Below are 17,298 nucleotides of genomic sequence, written 5' to 3'. Positions count from 1 at the left end.
CGCCGCTCGTGTCCGAGGCACCGTTCGTGTCCGAGACGCCGTTCAACATCGTCTATCTCGGTATCGGCACGGTGGCCTGGATCGTGGCCGGACTGAAGATACGCGCCTGGCGGCGGGATCCGTCGCCGGGACTGCTCGTCGTCGCGCTGACGATCGCGGCTCCGTCGACCGCGTTCGTGGTGGCCGCGCCGGTGCTCTACCGGCTGATCGACCGGATCGCGCACCGCGGCAATCTGGCGACTCTGCTCGTCTATCTCGGTATCACGTGCTTCTCCGCCGGCGCCGTGGTGCTGGCCCGTATGTGGACTCCGCCGAAGGAGCGCGCCGACGAGCGGGTGTGGGACGCGGCGGGCGCGGACACCTGGCGTCAGGTGCGCGGGCGGCTCGCGGTGTTCGCCGTGCTGGCGCCGGTGATGATCGTCCTGTTCCTCACGGGCGGAGCCGACAGCCCGGAGACTCCGCTCACCTTCGACACCAGCTTCGCGACGATTCCCGGGATCGCGCTCTTCCTCGTCCTCTACCAGGCCCTGTTCGGCTTCGCCCTGCTCGACATCAGCCGGGTCTGTCTCGGGCACGCCTCCCGGCTGCCGCACGGACCGCTGCGCCGCGGCATCCGGCTGATCGCCGCCGGCGGGCTCGTGGCCTGCGGCTATGTCGTGTGCAAGCTGATCGCGATCGGAGCGGCCTTCGCGGAGATCGGCGGTACGGAGTGGCTGAGCACCGCCCTCGGGCCGGTGTTCGCCGCGCTCGGGGCCGTGTTGATCACGGCAGGATTCGCCGGGCCCGCCGTCGCCGCCTGGCGGCGCCGGCGCCGCGACTACCAGGCCCTGCGCCCGCTGTGGGACCTGGCGTACCGGGCGGACGAGCGCCTCGCGCTGGAGGAGCCCGCGTCGCCCTGGACCGAGCGGCTGGCGTTCCGGGATCTGGAGTGGCGTACGGCCAGGCGCGGCCTGGAGATCCGCGACGGCCAGCTCACGCTGCGGCCCTGGGTCGATCCCGCGGTGGTCACCGCCGCCACCGCGACGGCGGAACGGGCCGGGCTGGACGAGGCGGACCGCGCGGCCCTGATCGTCGCCACCGCGCTGCGGTTCGCGGTCGACGCGCTCAACGCCGGGATCCCGCCACTCCCGCGCGAGGAGCAGGTGCCGCTGCCGGGACTGGACGCGGAACCGGCCGAGGAGCGGGCCCATCTCGTACGGGTCGCCCGCCGGCTCTACGCGCCGCTGACCGGCGAGGCGCTGGCCGTCGCCACCGCGGCCGGATGACCGCGGGCACGCGTGGCACGCACCACGCCTACGCACGGCTCGTCCTGGAGACGATGCCCGAGGAGTCCCGCGTCGGACTGGCCCTGGGCTTCATCCGTACCTTCGGCATCCCGGACATCGCCCGCGTGCTGTACGGCACGGGCCGTATGACCAGCGAGCCGCGCGCCCGCGCCAAGGCGACCGGCGTCGCCATGTTCACGCTGATCGGACAAGGGCTGGACAGCCCGGAGGGACGCTCGACCGTCGACGCGCTGCGCCGGATCCACGACCGGCCGGACATCACGCCCGAGCTGATGCACTACGTCCTGGCCTGCTTCACCGTATGCCCGCTCCGTTTCATCGACACGCATGGCCACCGGCCGGTCACGGAGGAGGAACGGGCGGCGGCGTACGGGTTCCATCTCGGCCTGTCGGACGCGCTGGACCTGTCCGAGCCTCCGGGCGGCGGCGATCTGGACGGCCTGGACGGCGTGGAGCGCTGGATGCGCGGCTACGAGGCCCGTCACTTCGCGCCCACGAAGGAGGCCCGCGCGCTCTGGCACTCGGCCAGCCACGGTCTCCTGGCGGCCCGACTCCCGTCCGCCCTGGCGCGACTCGCGCCGACGGTGGCCGCGTCCCTGCTGGACGCCTCGCTGAGCAGAACGCTCCAGGTCCGCCGCCCACCGGCGCCGGTCCGAGCCCTGGTGACGTACGTACTCCGCTCCAAGGCCCGAGCCCGCGTCCGAGCCGGCCGGAGCACAAAATGAGAGGTGCCCGGAACCAGCCGGTTCCGGGCACCACGCCGCAGCTCGGAGAATGTGCGCCGCGTCTCAGATCGTCGCCGTGTCGATCACGAAGCGGTAGCGCACATCGCTGTCCAGGACGCGCTCGTAGGCCTCGTTGATCTCGCTCGCGCCGATCAGCTCGATCTCCGCGCCCAGGCCGTGCTCGGCGCAGAAGTCCAGCATTTCCTGGGTCTCCCGGATTCCGCCGATGCCCGAGCCCGCGAGCGTCTTACGGCCGCCCAGGAGCGAGAACAGATTGAGCGAGACGGGCTCCTCGGGAGCGCCCACGTTCACGAGCGCGCCGTCCGTCCTGAGCAGCGACAGATACGCGTCGAGCGGGAGCGGTGCGGAGACCGTCGAGAGGATGATGTCGAAGGTGCCCCGCAGCTTCTTGAAGGTCGTCTCGTCACTGGTCGCGTAGTAGTGATCGGCGCCCAGCCGCAGACCGTCGTCCTTCTTGCGGAGCGACTGGCTGAGCACGGTCACCTCGGCGCCGAGCGCGTGCGCGATCTTGACGCCCATGTGGCCGAGGCCGCCCATCCCCACGACCGCGACCTTCTTGCCGGGACCGGCGTTCCAGTGCCGCAGCGGTGAGTACGTCGTGATGCCCGCGCACAGCAGAGGCGCCGCGACATCGAGGGAGAGGCCGTCCGGGATGCGGACGGTGAAGTTCTCGTCGACGACGACCTGGCTGGAGTAGCCGCCGTAGGTGGGCTCGCCGTTCTTGTCGAGCGCGTTGTACGTGCCGGTGTTGCCCTGGAGGCAGTACTGCTCCAGGCCCGCCCGGCAGTTCTCGCACTCACGGCAGGAGTCGACCATGCAGCCGACGCCCACACGGTCGCCCACGGCGAACTTGGTGACGCCGGGGCCGACCTCCGCGACGACACCGGCGATCTCGTGGCCCGGGACCATGGGGAAGATGCCCGCGCCCCAGCCGTCACGGGCCTGATGGATGTCGGAGTGGCAGATCCCGGCGAACTTGATGTCGATCAGGACGTCGAATTCGCCCACCGGGCGGCGTTCGATGGTGGTGCGCTCCAGCGGTGCCTTGGCGGCGGGAGCGGCGTATGCGGCAACGGTGGTCATGCCTGAGGTCTCCTGGAAACTCTTCCGTGCCCGCAACCGTGTTGTCCGGGCACGCTCCCCAGCCTCGCCCGCGCGCCTTCGTTTGCCCAGATCACCGCTTTACGTACGTCCAGCGGTCGTACTACTGACGGGATCAGGCTGATATGCGTACGACCAGGAATAGGCCAGGAATACTGGAGGCATGGACGATCAGACGATCCCGTCCGGGTCCGGGTCCGGCGGCCCGTCCGGGTTCGAGGCCTCGGCCGGGTCCGGCGCTTCGGCCGAGTCCCGTGTCTCAGCCAGGTCCCGCGCACCGGAGCCGCTCGACCGACGGGCGGAGCTGGTCGAATTCCTGCGCACCAGACGGGCCAGGCTCAAGCCGGAGGACGTCGGGCTGCCCGACGCCGGCCGGCACCGGCGCGTACCGGGCCTGCGGCGCGAGGAGCTCGCCCAGCTCGCCGGAGTGTCCGTGGCGTACTACATCCGGCTTGAGCAGGGCAACGGGCGCAATGTGTCCGCCGAGGTGCTCGACTCGATCGCCCGTGCCCTGCGGCTCACGGACGCCGAGCACGGCCATCTCGTCCATCTCGCGAGCCCCAAGCCGAAGAAGAAGCGGCAGACGTCCTCCCGGCCCCAGCAGGTACGCGGCGCGCTGCGCACGCTCCTGGATTCGCTGGAGGGCGTGCCCGCCTATGTCGGCGGCCGGCGCTCCGAGATCCTCGCCTGGAACCGGACGGCCGCGGCGCTCTTCGAGGACTGGGGAGAGCTGCCGGTCCGGGAGCGCAACTGGGCACGGCTGGTCTTCCTCTCGCCCGCCTACCGCGAACTGTTCGTGGAGTGGGACTCCAAGGCGACCGACATCGTCAGCTATCTGCGGCTGGACGCGGGCTGCCATCCGGACGATCCGGAGCTGTCGGCGCTGGTCGGGGAGCTGTCCGTGAAGAGCGAGGTGTTCCGGCGGCTGTGGGCCACGCACGACGTCAAGGAGAAGGGCCACGGCGTCAAGCGCATGCGGCACCCGCTCGTCGGCGAGCTGACACTCTCGTACGAGACCTTGATCCTGCCGGACGACGCGGAGCAGTCCCTCGTCGTCTACCACGCCGAACCGGGCTCGCCCTCCGCCGAGGCCCTCCGCCTCCTCGCCAGCTGGGGCCCGGACGCCACCCACCCGGAACGCGCGACACGCACCTGAACGAACGCGCGACACGCACCTGAACCCGACCGTACGTGGGACCGGTCCGGAACCGTCTTTCCGCGCGAGTCGTTCTGTCTTCACGGGGTACGGGCATGGGCACGGGCCGATGGGCGGTCGGCGGACAGCGGGGCTTGGGGGGCCGGGGTGGCTACGGGGACGGCGCTTGAGGAGCGCATAGCGGAGCGGCGGGCCGGGACAGGGGATCCACGGGCGCTGGTGGGGGAGTTACGGCGGGCACTGGTGCTGGTGCCGTTCGACGGCGGCGGGTTGTGGACCGCCGAGCTGGGCGGCGTGCGCTGGATCTGCGGATTTACGGACGAGGCGGCGCTGGCGCGGTTCGCGCGTGTGCGGGATCAGCGGGATCAGCGGGACCAGGGCGACGGGCAGCTCGCCGGCCGGGAGTGGGAGTTCGCTGAGCTGCGCGGGGCGCGGCTGCTGGACGAGATCGTTCCGGCGATGGGTGTACCGGCCGGGGTGGCCGTCAATATCGCCGATCCGGACGGGTCGATGCTGTTTCCGCCGGTGGCGGGGATCGTGCCGGAGGCGGTCGCCGTTGACGCCGACGTACCGCGCGGGGTGCGTGGTTGATGGGCGGCGTCGGGGATCTGCGGTTCGACGAGGAGAGTGTCCGGCGGATCACCGAGGGTCTGCGGGCCGCGGTCGGCGAGCTGCGGGATGTGGGCACCGGTACGGGCGCGGTGCTGGGCAAGGGATTCTCCGACCTGTCGATGACCGGGATGGAGAGCGGACACCACGGTCTGTCGGCGGACTTCGAGGACTTCTGCGAGCGCTGGGAGTGGGGCGTACGGGCGCTCGTCCAGGACGCCAACACGATCGCCTCGACACTCGGACTGGCCGCCGGGCTGGTGTGGGAGGAGGACCAGTACCTCCAGGGCACGTTCAAGATCGCCGTGAACGCGGCGGTCGGCAATCCGCATGCCTCCGAGGAGGAGATCACCGGGCAGAGCTGGGGCGAGGTGTTCACACCGGACTATCTGAGCCCGGACTACAGCGCGGAGTCGTTCGAACGGGCGGGCGACGAGGCCGCGCAGACCTGGCGGGACACCGGGCGGACGGTGCTGACGGAGGGCCAGGGCGGCCGGCAGTCGCGGATTCTTAACGAAATGCTCGGAGTCGATCAGGAGGCCTTCGACCAGGCACTGGACGACACGTTCGGGCCGTCTCCCGAGGAACGCGCCCAGCAGCAGCGGCAGCAGGGCAACGGGGGCGGGGGGAGCTGAGCCATGGGCATCGGTGATTTCGTCCCGGATGTCATCGAGGACGCGGTCGAGGACGCCACCGAGTGGGCCGGCAACCGGATCGAGGACGCCGGGCGGTGGACGGCGGACCGGCTGGACGACGTGGGCTGGCAGTCCGGCGCGGACTGGGTGCGTGAGCAGTCCGGTTCGCTGGCCAACCGGATGGGCGCCGAGGTCGATGAGCTGGATCTTGGACAGACCGAGGACAGGACCAAGCTGGTCTACGGCAGTCCGGGCAAGATCCGGAGCACGGCCTCCCATCTGCGCGATTTCCAGGGCGCGTTCACCGAGGTCGGCGAAGGCCTGCGCGGTCTGGACTCGGAGGCGCTCCAGGGCGAGGCGGCGGACGCCTTCCGGGAGACGGTGTCGATCGAGCCGCCGAAGTGGCTGCGGGCGGCGGACGCGTGCGAGCAGGCGGCCGGTGCGCTGGAGTCGTTCGCGGGGACGGTGGAGTGGGCGCAGGGGCAGGCGCAGACCGCGATCGACATGTGGAAGGCGGGTACGGAGGCGTCGGAGTCGGCGCGGGACGCGCACAACGCGCGCGTCGACGCGTACAACCAGGCCGCCGACCGCTACAACGCGCAGCCCGCCGACCAGCGCGATCCCTCCTCCCTGCCGGCGCGGCCAGGCGAGTTCACCGATCCGGGCCGGGCACGGATGGAGGAGGCGCAGGAGCTCCTGGCCGAGGCGCGGCGGCAGCGCAACTCGGCGGCGGAGACGGCCCGTACGGCGGTACGGGCGGCACGGGACGCGGCCCCGCCGAAACCTTCGTACGCCGAGCAGGTCCAGGACGGCATGGACGAACTGGAGGTGATGCGGACCCACTTCGGCGCGGGCATCGTCAAGGGCACCGCCGGTCTGGTCACGTTCGTACGCGGGATCAACCCGACCGATCCGTACAACATCACGCATCCGGCGGAGTATCTGACCACGCTGAACAGCACCGCCGCCGGGCTGGTGCAGGTGGCGAACGACCCGTGGGGCGCGGGCCGTCAGATGGTCACCGACTTCATGAAGGACCCGGCCGAGGGCTTCGGCCGGCTCGTTCCCGATCTGGTGCTGACCGCCGCGACCGGAGGCGGCGGAGCCGGTGTCAAGGGCGCCCGGCTGGCGATGGACGCGGCGGACGCCGCCGCCGACGCCAACCGCGCCCGCAGACTGATCGATGACGCGCCGGACGGCACCCACGACCGCACGCCCGACGAGCGCACCACCGATGGCACGGACCCGGTGGACCTGGCCTCGGGCCGGATGTTCCTGCCGCAGACCGATGTCGAACTCCCGGGCATCCTGCCGCTGGTCTTCACCCGCCGGGTGGAATCCGGCTACCGGGCGGGCCGTTTCTTCGGCCCGTCCTGGTCCTCGACGGTGGACGAACGCCTGGAGGTCGACGCGAACGGTGTCGTCCATGTCACCGCCGACGGCCTGCTGCTCGCCTACCCGCATCCCGTGCCCGGTGTCCCGACCCTGCCCGGGTCCGGCACCTCACGGCACCTTCTGGCCCGCGAGGAGAGCGGCGACTACACCGTCACCGATCCGGACTCCGGGCTGGTACGGCACTTCACCGCGCCGTCCGGGGCCGAGCCCGGCTACGACGGCGAGGCGTGGCTCGCGCAGATCAGCGACCGCAACGGCCACACGATTACCCTTGACCGGACGGCCGACGGCATGCCGCTGGCCCTGGTCCACTCGGCGGGCCACCAGGTGAAGCTGTCCGTCGCCGACGGCCGGGTCACGGCCCTGTCCCTGGCCGGTGCGGGCGAGGACGGCGCGGACCTGCCCTTGATGGGCTACGGCTACGAGGACGGCAACCTCACCACCGTCACCCGGCCTTCCGGCGCCACCACCACCTTTGTCTACGACGACCGCCGCCGTGTCATCGCCTGGATCGACTCGAACGCAAGCCGCTACGACTACGTCTACGACGACCGCGACCGCGTCATCGCCGAGGGCGGCGAGGCCGGCCACGTCCAGATCACCCTGGCGTACACCGAACCGGACCCCGGGACCGGCCACCGGACCACCACGCTCACCACCGCCGACGGTCGTGCCACCCGCCATCTGATCGGTGCCGGCTGCCGCGTCCTGGCCACCACCGACCCACTCGGCCACACCATCCGCTTCACCTACGCCACGAGCGGCAATCTGCTGACTCGCACCGACCCGCTGGGCCTCACGACAGCCTTCTCGTACGACGAGGAGGGCCGGCTGCTAGCCGCCACTCGCCCCGACGGCAGCGAACTGCGCATCGTACGCGGCCCGTTCGGTCTGCCGGTGGAGATCGTGGCGCCGGACGGCACGCGCACGGTCTACGAGTTCGACGAACGCGGCAACCGCACGGCGGTCACCGACCAGGCTGGCTCCATCACCCGTTACACCTACGACGACGCAGGCCGGCTCACCTCGGTCACCGACGCTCTCGGAGCCACGACACGCGTGGTGTGCGACGCGGCAGGGCTGCCCGTCGAGGTGACCGACCCGGCCGGCTCCACCACCCGCACGGAGCGCGACGCCTTCGGCCGCCCGGTCCGCGTCACCGACCCGGTGGGAGGAGTCATCCGGCTGGGATGGAACGTCGACGGGCAGCTCGCGCACCGCACGGACCCCGACGGTGCCACGGAGTCGTGGACCTACGACGGCGAGGGCAACCGCCTCACCCACACCGACGCGTCCGGTGGCGTCTCCCGCTTCGAGTACACCCACTTCGATCTGCCGGTCGCCCGCACCCGGCCCGACGGCGCACGCTACGAGTTCGAGCACGACGCCGCCCTGCGCCTCACCCGCGTCACCGACCCGCAGGGGCTGACCTGGACCTACGAGTACGACGCGGCCGGCAACATCGTCTCCGAGACCGACTTCGACGGACGCACGCTGACCTACCGGGTGGACGCCGCGGGACGGCTCGCCGCCCGTGTCGACGCGCTCGGCGGGACCATCTCGTTCGTCCGCGACCAGCTCGGCCAGGTGATCCGCAAGGACGTCGACGGCCGGGTGACGGCCTACGCCTACGACAGGGCCGGACGCCTGGTGGAGGCAGTCGGACCGGACAGCGAACTCCGGTACCAGTACGACCGTCGCGGCCACGTCAAGACCGAGCTGGTGGACGGCCGTCCCGTCGTCTACGCCTACGACGAACTCGGCCGCCGTAAATGCCGTACCACACCCACCGGTCATGTCACCTCCTACGCCTACGGCGCCGGCGGACAGCGCCACCGCCTGACCAGCGGAGGTCACCACGTCGACTTCACCCACGACGCCGCAGGCCGGGAGCTCGCCCGCGTCTTCGGCGACGCCGTCACCGTGACCTCCGCCTGGGACGAGGCCGGCCGGCTTTCCGCGCAGCACATCACCGCCGGAACGCGCGCCGTCAACAGCCGCGCCTACGCCTACCGCGCCGACGGTCATCTGACCTCCATCGCGGACCAGTTGTCGGGCACCCGCACCTTCGACCTCGACCAGGCGGGCCGGGTCACCGCCGTCCACGCCCAGGGCTGGACGGAGCGGTACGCCTACGACGCCGCCGGCAACCAGACCTCGGCGTCCTGGCCGTCCCGCCACCCCGGCAGCGAGGCCACCGGATCGCGCGCCTACACCGGCACCACCATCACCCGCGCCGGAGGCGTCCGCTTCGAACACGACGCCCTCGGCCGTCTCACCCTCCGGCAGAAGACCCGCCTCTCCCGCAAGCCCGACACCTGGCGCTACGCGTGGGACACGGAGAACCGCCTCACCTCCGTGACCACGCCCGACGGAACACGGTGGAGGTACCGCTACGACCCCCTGGGCCGCCGCAGCGCGAAGCAGCGCCTGGCGGCCGACGGCGAGAGCGTGGTCGAGGAGGTCCGCTTCACCTGGGACGGCCTCACCCTGTGCGAACAGACCAGCCACCAGCCGGGCGTCCCGCGCACGGTCGCCCTCACCTGGGACCACCGTGCCGACGTCCCCCTGGCCCAGACCGAGCGCATTCTCACGGCCGACGACCGCCAGGAGGAGATCGACCGCCGTTTCTTCGCCATCGCCACGGACCTCATCGGCACGCCCACCGAACTGATCGCCGAGTCCGGCGACATCGCGTGGCGCTCCCAGGCCACCCTGTGGGGCACCACCGCCTGGGCCCGCGGCAGCAGCACGTACACGCCTCTGCGCTTCCCCGGCCAGTACTACGACCCCGAGACCGGCCTCCACTACAACCTCTTCCGCCACTACGACCCGCAAACCGGCCGCTACGCCTCCCCGGACCCCCTAGGCCTCGCTCCCGCGCCGAATCCCGTCGCCTACGTGGACAACCCGTACACCGGGTGCGACCCGCTGGGCCTGATGCCCAAGTACACGAAGGAGGAGAAGGCCCAGCAGGCCAGGGAAGACGCCCTCAAGGCCATGGACGAGGTCATCGAGAGGGCGCAGGGAGACAAGATGAAGAAGGCTGGCAACTACCACGCGGATTCAGACCACGGCTTCAGTGACGAGCGGGTCCTTGAGGTCCTCAAGAAGCCGGACGCGGTGTACCACTCGACGGCGAACAGCGGAAACCTGCTCTTCCGGCAGGGGGAGGACATCGTGGTGGTCCGGAGTGACCGTGTCGGGGCAGGCAATGTCATCACGGCATACGGCCCGTCGGGCATCAAGGGCGACTCCGGGGCCACAGCGCTGGGCGGCCTGCCCACCGACCCCGGTGGGCCGATTACGCATGCGGATGTGGTGGAGGGCAGGATTCCAGCCAAGAACGGCTACATGGCTCCCGCAGTGCAGATCCGATGAGGCGGCATTCACCATGAAACTCACCATCGACGACAGTTGGAACGCGACGGTGACGGGCGATCCGCTGAGCATCACCCCGCGCTTCGATTTCCGGGACTTCCGTGTGCGCATCGCGGAGTATGCGAACGTGGAGGAACGCCATCGGTTCCTGCGGGACACCTTCGGCAGTGAGCCGTGGCTGTGGGACATCCCGGACGAGCTCCGGTTCGACCAAGGGAGCCTCGAACTGGTCGGCGCCGAGCTTCAGCTGCCCGATGAGGCCGCCGATGCCGAGGACTCCGCCCGTGTCCCCGCCACGCCCCCTGTCCGCCCGGGCGGGCTTCGTGCGGACGAGGTCCGGGACTTCCGGCTGGAGATGTGCACGGAGCTCTGCCGCGCCCCCGGAGATACCGTACTCACCTGCCTGCGCGACCTCGACGTCCTCGACGCGCCGTTGGAGGCCCGTATCGGCATCGCCCCCGACGTGGCGCTCCTCGTCCAGGGCGCCACCGTCGTCGGCTGGAGCCTCACCGACCCCGCGCGGTACCTGACCACCGGCTTCGCCGCCCCTGACCCGGCTCCCTCGGTCCCGGCGACCCGGCTCCTGTTCACCGCGTGCATGGACCTCGTCACCTCGCCGCTGCTCGATGAGGTGAGGGACCGGGAGCCGGCCGCCCTGGCCCGGCTCCGGGCGCTCGACCAGGCCCTGCGGACCCAGCGCGAGGACCGCCACCGAGCCGACGCCCTGCTTGCACTCATCAGCAGCCTGGTCGAGGACTACGCGTCCTGACGGGCACTGCGCGGCGTCCTGACGGGCACTGCGCGGCGTCCTGACGGGCGCTGCGCGGCGCCGAACTCATCGCGCGGAGATTGAAGCGGAGATCGACGCGGAGATTGACGGAGACCGTCAGCGGGCCGCGGCGGCCAGGGAGAGCAGGAGATGGGCCGACTCGGGATGGAAGTAGTCCGAGTGGGCTCCGGCGAATCCGAGCGTGCTGCGGTAATGGCGGCTGGCGTTCACATTGATGATCCTGGCCGGGGGATCGGGGAACTCGTACGGGACGGTCGTGGGCCGCAGCAGTGTCGTATGGACCGGGCCGGCCGCCTTTGTCGTCCCGCGGAAGCCCACGGCGTTCGCTCCGCCCTCGGCCAGCCGGTGCCAGCGGCCCAGTGCGCGGTCGCGGGGGCTGAACGTCAACGCGATCGGCGCGTTGAGCATGTTCCGCTCCAGCAGGGCGGAGAACGGTGGATGGGCGAAGGCGTCGGCCGGGACGGCCATCTGAAAGACCGTCAGACTGTCCACCGTCCATGGGTAGTTCTCGTCGCGCCAGGGCCAGGACAGTGTGTCCGGACCGCCGTCCAGCAGACGTGCGCTCGTCTCCATGATGGCGGTGGTGAGGAACCGGCCGCCGAAGGAGTGGCCCACACAGTGCAGATACTGCCCGTGGACGTTCCGCAGGATGTCCGGTCCTGGCTCGGGCAGCGTACGGCGGTCGTTGAGATAGCCGAGCAGCCCGGCGAGCACCCGGCCGGCCCGCCCTTCGCGCGACACGGCGGCGGCGCGGTCCCTGACGGTGCTGTAGCCGCCGTACGACGGCCACCGTACGCAGATGTAATGCGGCCGGAATCCGTCGAGTTCCGGATACCGCGCGGGCTGCTTCTCGTACAGCTCCGTGAGAAGCTCGAAGAGCCGCCCGGCGGAGTTCCGGGACCGCTTCTTCGAGGTGCGCCAGCCGTGCACGTATACGAAGATGTCCGTCGCGCCCTCGTCCAGATGAAGACGCTCTTCCAGTACGGCGTTTATGTCATCGCGGGGGACGATCGAATGCTGCCCGTCGGGGTCGAGCAGATTCCCTTGATCGTCCAGATCCAGCAGATCCACCATGGGTCTCATAGATTTCCCGCCTTCTCCGGAACGGCTTGCGTCGCTGCGACAGCCTCCGCCGGAGCAGCCTCCGCCGGATCCGCCGCTATGTGATTGTCCAAACCGCGCAGGAGCGTGAACGCCAGCCCGAGCGGTGTCGCCTGTTCGTCCAGATAGTGCCGCGCGAGCTTCCGCGCTATCGGCGCGACCCGGGTGCCCGGCCTGAAGAACTCCTCGAAGAATCGGCAGGCGTAGTCACTCGCGAACTTTCTGGGAATGTCGATCTGCGGTCCGACGAGACAGCCGACGCCAAGATTCAGCAGCGCCAGCCCGAGTCCCTCGTGCAGCGCCGGTGTCGCTCTGCCGCCCGCGCAGACCATCATGAAACAGAGCGGGCTGGCCATGCGTTCGCTTCGTTCGCTGCGCCAGTACTCGAAATCGGAGGAGCGGATCGGTTCGTCGTCGCTGAGGACGACACGGGCCTCGACCGGACCGTTCGCATCGAAGGTGAGCGCGCTGCCGTGCGCGGCGAAGAGCAGCACGTGCTCATTCACACCGGGATCGCAGAAGGCCTCTTCCACCTCGTCCTTGGAGGTGCGCAGCGCGACATCGGAGTGCCGCTCCATCAGGCCCTGGACGGTGTCGATGATCGCCGGAGTCTCTCCGGGCTTCTGGATACGGGTGTCGAAGTGCAGCCCGGACCGCAGCGCGTCACCGTCCTCGTTGATCACATGGTGATATCCCTCGGCATGCCCGGTGCTGTGCTCGATCAGATGCGTATAGCCCAGAAATCCGCCGGGCTCCCACTTCGCGTCTTTGCCGTTGAGTTTCGTCGCCGGATCCGGCGGAAGGTAGAGCATTCCCCAAGGGATGAAAACATCCGCGGAGTGGACCGTGATGATCTGTTCTCCCTGGCGCAGGGCGCCCTTCAGGGACTCCCATAATCTCTTCAGGCCGTCGTCGCCCTCGGTGAACAGGAATTGCAGCAACTTATGGCCGGCCTTGGCCAGTTTGAGACCGACGGGCCGCAGCAGTTCCTGGGCGGTCGCGGCGCCGAAGGACTCGACCGGGAGGGATTCGTAGTAGTACGAGTTACGGGTTTCCGGGATCCGGTAGCGCACCACACCGTCGAACCAGCAGGAGAGCGCGGTCTGGACCGCGGCGGCGATCTCCGAGGGCTTACGGCGCATGGTCCCGCGCCACTCGCCGTTTCCGTCGTAGGGAACGGCGTCACCGTGCATACGTACGGTAAAGGTGTCGGGTGCGCTGTTGCGCGTTTCGAAGAACAGATGGATGGTCCGGTTGGCGACTCCGCCGTTGGACCTCGGCACCTCGCGGTAATCGTCGAATCCGTCGAAACCAGTATTGAAGGATATGTCCCGCGTCATCGTGAGGGTTCCAGGTCCTCCGCGTCGAGGGCGGGCAATTCGGCCGTGATTTCCTGGATCACGGCACCGTCGACACGGCGCAGGACGTCGATGAACAGCTTGACCGGCCCGGCGGAGGTGGGCGTGATACGGAAGTCACCCGGCGCGGTCCCGCGCGCGTCCGTGAGGCGCAGATGCATCAGCGAGGGACTCACCTCGGCCGACGAGGCGTCCATGCGGACGGTGATGTCGAGCGGGCGCTCGTCCGTCGCGTCGGTGGCCGGATCGGGCTCCCAGGGCTCGTCCAGCGGCTGGAGATCGAAGGTGAGCGTGATCTCGGCGCCGGGCCGGGCGGGCAGCGCGTCGTCGGGAACCCGTAAGCGGGCCCGATGGCCGCGCTTGCGGGGCCGGTCGGCGGCGGGTGGACGGCGGGTGCCGGAGGGGGCGCCGCCGTCGGGGGGCTGTTCGTCGTTCGACGGACCGGCACCGGGAGTGGCACCGGGAGCTGGAGCGGATGGCGGTGAGTGTGCAGGCTCTGCTGCTGATGGTGTCGGCTGTGTCGCCGGTGTCGGCAGCAACCGTTCCATCTCCGTCTCCGTCTCCGACCAGTCCAGGGCCCGTTCCGCGAGCGGCCCACGGGACAGCAGCTCCGGAGCGGTGAGCTGGAGCAGCGCACTCCAGGGACTGAGCGGGCCCGAACGGTCGAAGGCGTACACGTGCCGGCCCGGCGACGCGAACGCCCACGGAGGTGAGGCTTCGGCGACTCTGCCGCCTGGGAGCAGGGAGTTCAGGAACAGGCCCGACCGTCTCGGAGCGCTGAGCATCGCGAGATGCGGCTCGCCGCCGAGCGCCACCGCGTCCGGAACCGTGACCGGCACACCGTCGGCCGAGTTGCGCCAGGTGATGTCGAGGCAGCTGAGCCCGGTCCGCCGTCGCCAATGCGGAAAACCGCCGCCGCTGCCGCCGCCGGCGCGGGCGTAACCGGTGGTGTGCTCGGCGGCATCGGTACGGCTGAGGTCGACCATGAGCGTGACGGATTCCGCCAGGGAACGGCTCAGTTCACCGACCACATCGCTCAGCGGCACCGTCGCGCCCTGCGAAAGCGTCAGCAGCAGATCGAGCCCGCCGTCGCCCATCCGGGCCACACCGTGCGCGGCGATATAGACGAGGAGCATGTTGTCGCTCTCGTCCACGACGGTTCTGAGGTTGTTCCGTACGTCGTCCCACGAGCCCGGCTCCTGGAGCAGATGCGTACTCGACCGCGAGAAGCCGCAACCGCTGCGCAGCAGTGCGTTGTAGAACGCACCGGCGTCCTCGGCCGGCCGGACCGGCTTGACGCCGCGCTCGGGCGGGGTGCCGACGGATGCGGGCGAGGGCGCGGGTCCGGATGCGGGTCTGGATGCAGGCGATGGCGCGGGCGCTGCGAGCCCGAGAGCGAGGGCATGCCGCTGTGTGCTCTCCCTGCGCAGCGATACGGCGGCCAGCCGCGCGGGCAGATACGTGGACTCCTGCTCGTTCAGGGCCCTGTTCAGCACGAGGGACGACCGGTAGCCGGCGGCGTTGCGCAGAAAGGCGGCGTGATATCCGCCGTTGCGCAGCATGGAGGCCAACTGGCGGTGCAGGGAGCCCAGATGGAGCGTGCGCTCCCTGGAGTTCATGCCCGCGCGCAGCAGTGTGACCAGATGGCTGGTGAAGACGGAGGTCGAGTACGTGTTGACCGCGTAGCCCAGCGCACTCGTCCCGACGGCGGAGAGGACGGCGATGCCCTCGCGGGCGAGCCGGTCCAGAGCGCGCCGGATACCACGGGGACGCACCTGGCCGGGCTCGGGTCCTGAGGAGAAGCAGACGTCCAGAATGAGCAGCCGATCGGCCCGGCCGCCGTCGGCGCGACCAGGAGATGACGACGACGTCATACGGTCGGCGACATCAAGAGCTGACACCCATGTGCCGAGGTCGGTACCGTCGGAGTTCCGGTCGGCGAGATACAACTCACCGTCGGTCAGGGCTCCGTGACCGGTCCAGTAGACGATGAGCGGACCATCCTCGGCCGCCGCCTCGGCGACCCGGTCGAGGACCTCGTCACCGTTGTCCGAGAACACCACATCACAGTTCTCGGGATCGATCGCCCCGATCACCGGATCCGCGAGAACGTCCCGCACCTCGGCGACGTTTCTTCGTATCCCCGGTGGCAGAGATAAGAAGGGGTCGTTGTAAGACGCCCCCTCAACTAAAACCGCCCGCGCCGACCCCGCTGCCACGTCGCCCCCCAGAACTCCGTCGCGGCAGAATAGCGCTTACGAACCGCCAATGCAGCGGTAACCACACGATTCGGGCCGGGGGCAGGGGGCCGGGGCCAGCCCGAGCCAACCGCACCCCCAACGCCCGGAGATCGACCGATGTGCCGCCAGACCCACATCGCGCGAGCCCCAGCCAGAAACCAACAACCCCGCGTGCGCGGGGACCACGACCCGGCGGTGTTCAACTCCAGGGACAAGGAGGGACCAACCCCGCGTGCGCGGGGACCACGTCTTGTCCACGAACTCCACCTGCACGATGTAGGGACCAACCCTGCGTGCGCGGGGACCACCGGGGCGCCGACACCGATAACGAGCATGTGATGGGACCAACCCCGCGCGCGCGGGGACCACAAGACCAAGGCCACTTGGCAGTCGGTGTGGGAGGGACCAACCCCGCGCGCGCGGGGACCACAAGGACCGGACGTACCCGCACCTGATCAGCCTGGGACCAACCCCGCGCGCGGGGACCACAGACCAGCCACGTTCGCGGGCAAGAGCTTGTGGGGACCAACCCCGCGTGCACGGGGACCACTCCCGGGTGAGGACGGTCCAGTCGTAGGACAGGGGACCAACCCCGCGTGCGCGGGGACCACCCGTTGTCCGTGCGGCGGAGGATGTCGAGGATGGGACCAACCCCGCGTGCGCGGGGACCACAGCTCTCGCGGCGTCAGCGTACGCCTGAGCAAGGGACCAACCCCGCGTGCGCGGGGACCACGGCATGACCGACAGCCGCGAGCGGATCATCATGGGACCAACCCCGCGTGCGCGGGGACCACGATCGGCGGGCAGGTGAACTGGACGTTGAAGAGGGACCAACCCCGCGTGCGCGGGGACCACCAGTTTCCGCTTCCCTGCACCACGTACGGCGTCGGGACCAACCCCGCGTGCGCGGGGACCACCAGTTTCCGCTTCCCTGCACCACGTACGGCGTCGGGACCAACCCCGCGTGCGCGGGGACCACTACGCGTTGGATGTGCCTGTCGAGTAGTGCTTGGGACCAACCCCGCGTGCGCGGGGACCACCGTATGAGCCTCCGCGGAGTCTTCAGCGGCCTGGGACCAACCCCGCGTGCGCGGGGACCACACCAGGCCATTAACGTCCGACTAACGCTTGGCGGGACCAACCCCGCGTGCGCGGGGACCACGGCTACTGCGCCCCAGCCCACTCCGGGCAGTGGGGACCAACCCCGCGTGCGCGGGGACCACCCACCCGCTTTCCTGCACGGGTTTGAACGTCAGGGACCAACCCCGCGTGCGCGGGGACCACACGCCGCCGCCGCCGACCGACACGCTGCCGGGACCAACCCCGCGTGCGCGGGGACCACCAGCACGAACTGTTCGACCTGGTCCGCCAGGAGGGACCAACCCCGCGTGCGCGGGGACCACGGACACGAGAAAGGGGGCGCTCTGGGAACATGGGGACCAACCCCGCGTGCGCGGGGACCACAGTTCCATGGAGTGCGGCCGATCACCAGGTAGGGGA

11 protein-coding genes and 1 CRISPR repeat array (1 of these 12 only partly in view) are annotated in these 17,298 nt (G+C 70.2%); of the genes, 7 read left to right on the top strand and 4 right to left on the bottom strand.

Features of this window, described 5'->3' with window-relative positions:
* The first annotated feature begins 8 nt into the window (after nucleotides 1–8).
* Both ACFV6H_RS21755 and ACFV6H_RS21750 read left to right on the top strand, forming a co-directional pair.
* Nucleotides 9–1,265 carry an MAB_1171c family putative transporter gene (locus ACFV6H_RS21755; protein WP_385544540.1) on the top strand — a complete coding sequence of 419 codons (1,257 nt, stop codon included), beginning with the start codon at nucleotides 9–11 and terminating at the stop codon, nucleotides 1,263–1,265.
* A complete protein-coding gene (locus ACFV6H_RS21750; protein ID WP_385544537.1) occupies nucleotides 1,262–2,011 on the top strand; it encodes a DUF2236 domain-containing protein in 750 nt (249 codons plus the stop codon). Before ACFV6H_RS21755 ends, ACFV6H_RS21750 begins: the two co-directional genes overlap by 4 nt.
* Before the next feature lie 63 nt (nucleotides 2,012–2,074).
* Here the strand turns inward: ACFV6H_RS21750 and ACFV6H_RS21745 are convergent, their stop codons facing one another.
* Nucleotides 2,075–3,115, bottom strand: coding sequence for an NAD(P)-dependent alcohol dehydrogenase (locus ACFV6H_RS21745; RefSeq protein WP_385544534.1), 1,041 nt, complete (start codon nucleotides 3,113–3,115; stop codon nucleotides 2,075–2,077).
* A 181-nt stretch (nucleotides 3,116–3,296) separates the two neighbouring features.
* Between ACFV6H_RS21745 and ACFV6H_RS21740 the strand changes: the two genes are divergently transcribed.
* From ACFV6H_RS21740 to ACFV6H_RS21720, 5 genes are all read left to right on the top strand, one after another.
* A complete protein-coding gene (locus ACFV6H_RS21740; protein ID WP_385544531.1) occupies nucleotides 3,297–4,289 on the top strand; it encodes a helix-turn-helix domain-containing protein in 993 nt (330 codons plus the stop codon).
* Nucleotides 4,290–4,436: 147 nt separating this feature from the next.
* Entirely contained in the window at nucleotides 4,437–4,880 is a 444-nt protein-coding gene (locus ACFV6H_RS21735; protein ID WP_385544528.1) for a hypothetical protein, read from the top strand.
* Nucleotides 4,880–5,533 (top strand): hypothetical protein, encoded by a 654-nt coding sequence (locus tag ACFV6H_RS21730; RefSeq protein WP_385544525.1) that lies wholly within the window; start codon nucleotides 4,880–4,882, stop codon nucleotides 5,531–5,533. The genes ACFV6H_RS21735 and ACFV6H_RS21730 overlap by 1 nt, the downstream gene beginning before the upstream one ends.
* 3 nt (nucleotides 5,534–5,536) lie before the next feature.
* Nucleotides 5,537–10,309 (top strand): putative T7SS-secreted protein, encoded by a 4,773-nt coding sequence (locus ACFV6H_RS21725; RefSeq protein WP_385544522.1) that lies wholly within the window; start codon nucleotides 5,537–5,539, stop codon nucleotides 10,307–10,309.
* Between the two features lie 13 nt (nucleotides 10,310–10,322).
* Nucleotides 10,323–11,078: a hypothetical protein gene (locus ACFV6H_RS21720; RefSeq protein ID WP_385544519.1), complete on the top strand. Its 756-nt coding sequence runs from the start codon at nucleotides 10,323–10,325 to the stop codon at nucleotides 11,076–11,078.
* Between the two features lie 117 nt (nucleotides 11,079–11,195).
* Here the strand turns inward: ACFV6H_RS21720 and ACFV6H_RS21715 are convergent, their stop codons facing one another.
* Genes ACFV6H_RS21715 through ACFV6H_RS21705 form a run of 3 tightly spaced genes read right to left on the bottom strand, consistent with a single transcriptional unit; the run spans nucleotide 11,196 to nucleotide 15,678 of the window.
* A complete protein-coding gene (locus ACFV6H_RS21715; RefSeq protein ID WP_385544516.1) occupies nucleotides 11,196–12,182 on the bottom strand; it encodes a hypothetical protein in 987 nt (328 codons plus the stop codon).
* Nucleotides 12,179–13,540 carry a hypothetical protein gene (locus ACFV6H_RS21710; RefSeq protein WP_385544513.1) on the bottom strand — a complete coding sequence of 454 codons (1,362 nt, stop codon included), beginning with the start codon at nucleotides 13,538–13,540 and terminating at the stop codon, nucleotides 12,179–12,181. Before ACFV6H_RS21710 ends, ACFV6H_RS21715 begins: the two co-directional genes overlap by 4 nt.
* Nucleotides 13,537–15,678 carry a hypothetical protein gene (locus ACFV6H_RS21705; RefSeq protein WP_385544510.1) on the bottom strand — a complete coding sequence of 714 codons (2,142 nt, stop codon included), beginning with the start codon at nucleotides 15,676–15,678 and terminating at the stop codon, nucleotides 13,537–13,539. The genes ACFV6H_RS21710 and ACFV6H_RS21705 overlap by 4 nt, the downstream gene beginning before the upstream one ends.
* A 277-nt stretch (nucleotides 15,679–15,955) precedes the next feature.
* Nucleotides 15,956–17,298: direct repeats of the CRISPR family, unit length 29 nt; unit sequence GGGACCAACCCCGCGTGCGCGGGGACCAC; it runs 514 nt beyond the window's last position.

Source organism: Streptomyces sp. NPDC059743 (assembly GCF_042732975.1).
Lineage (GTDB): Bacteria > Actinomycetota > Actinomycetes > Streptomycetales > Streptomycetaceae > Streptomyces.
This window is presented reverse-complemented; position numbering and strand designations above follow the sequence as displayed.

Excerpts from the sequence above, each read along its gene's own strand:
- ACFV6H_RS21750 (WP_385544537.1), top strand. The coding sequence starts at position 1,262 with ATGACCGCGGGCACGCGTGGCACGCACCACGCCTACGCACGGCTCGTC.
- ACFV6H_RS21745 (WP_385544534.1), bottom strand. The coding sequence starts at position 3,115 with ATGACCACCGTTGCCGCATACGCCGCTCCCGCCGCCAAGGCACCGCTG.
- ACFV6H_RS21740 (WP_385544531.1), top strand. The coding sequence starts at position 3,297 with ATGGACGATCAGACGATCCCGTCCGGGTCCGGGTCCGGCGGCCCGTCC.
- ACFV6H_RS21730 (WP_385544525.1), top strand. The coding sequence starts at position 4,880 with ATGGGCGGCGTCGGGGATCTGCGGTTCGACGAGGAGAGTGTCCGGCGG.
- ACFV6H_RS21725 (WP_385544522.1), top strand. The coding sequence starts at position 5,537 with ATGGGCATCGGTGATTTCGTCCCGGATGTCATCGAGGACGCGGTCGAG.
- ACFV6H_RS21720 (WP_385544519.1), top strand. The coding sequence starts at position 10,323 with ATGAAACTCACCATCGACGACAGTTGGAACGCGACGGTGACGGGCGAT.
- ACFV6H_RS21715 (WP_385544516.1), bottom strand. The coding sequence starts at position 12,182 with ATGAGACCCATGGTGGATCTGCTGGATCTGGACGATCAAGGGAATCTG.
- ACFV6H_RS21710 (WP_385544513.1), bottom strand. The coding sequence starts at position 13,540 with ATGACGCGGGACATATCCTTCAATACTGGTTTCGACGGATTCGACGAT.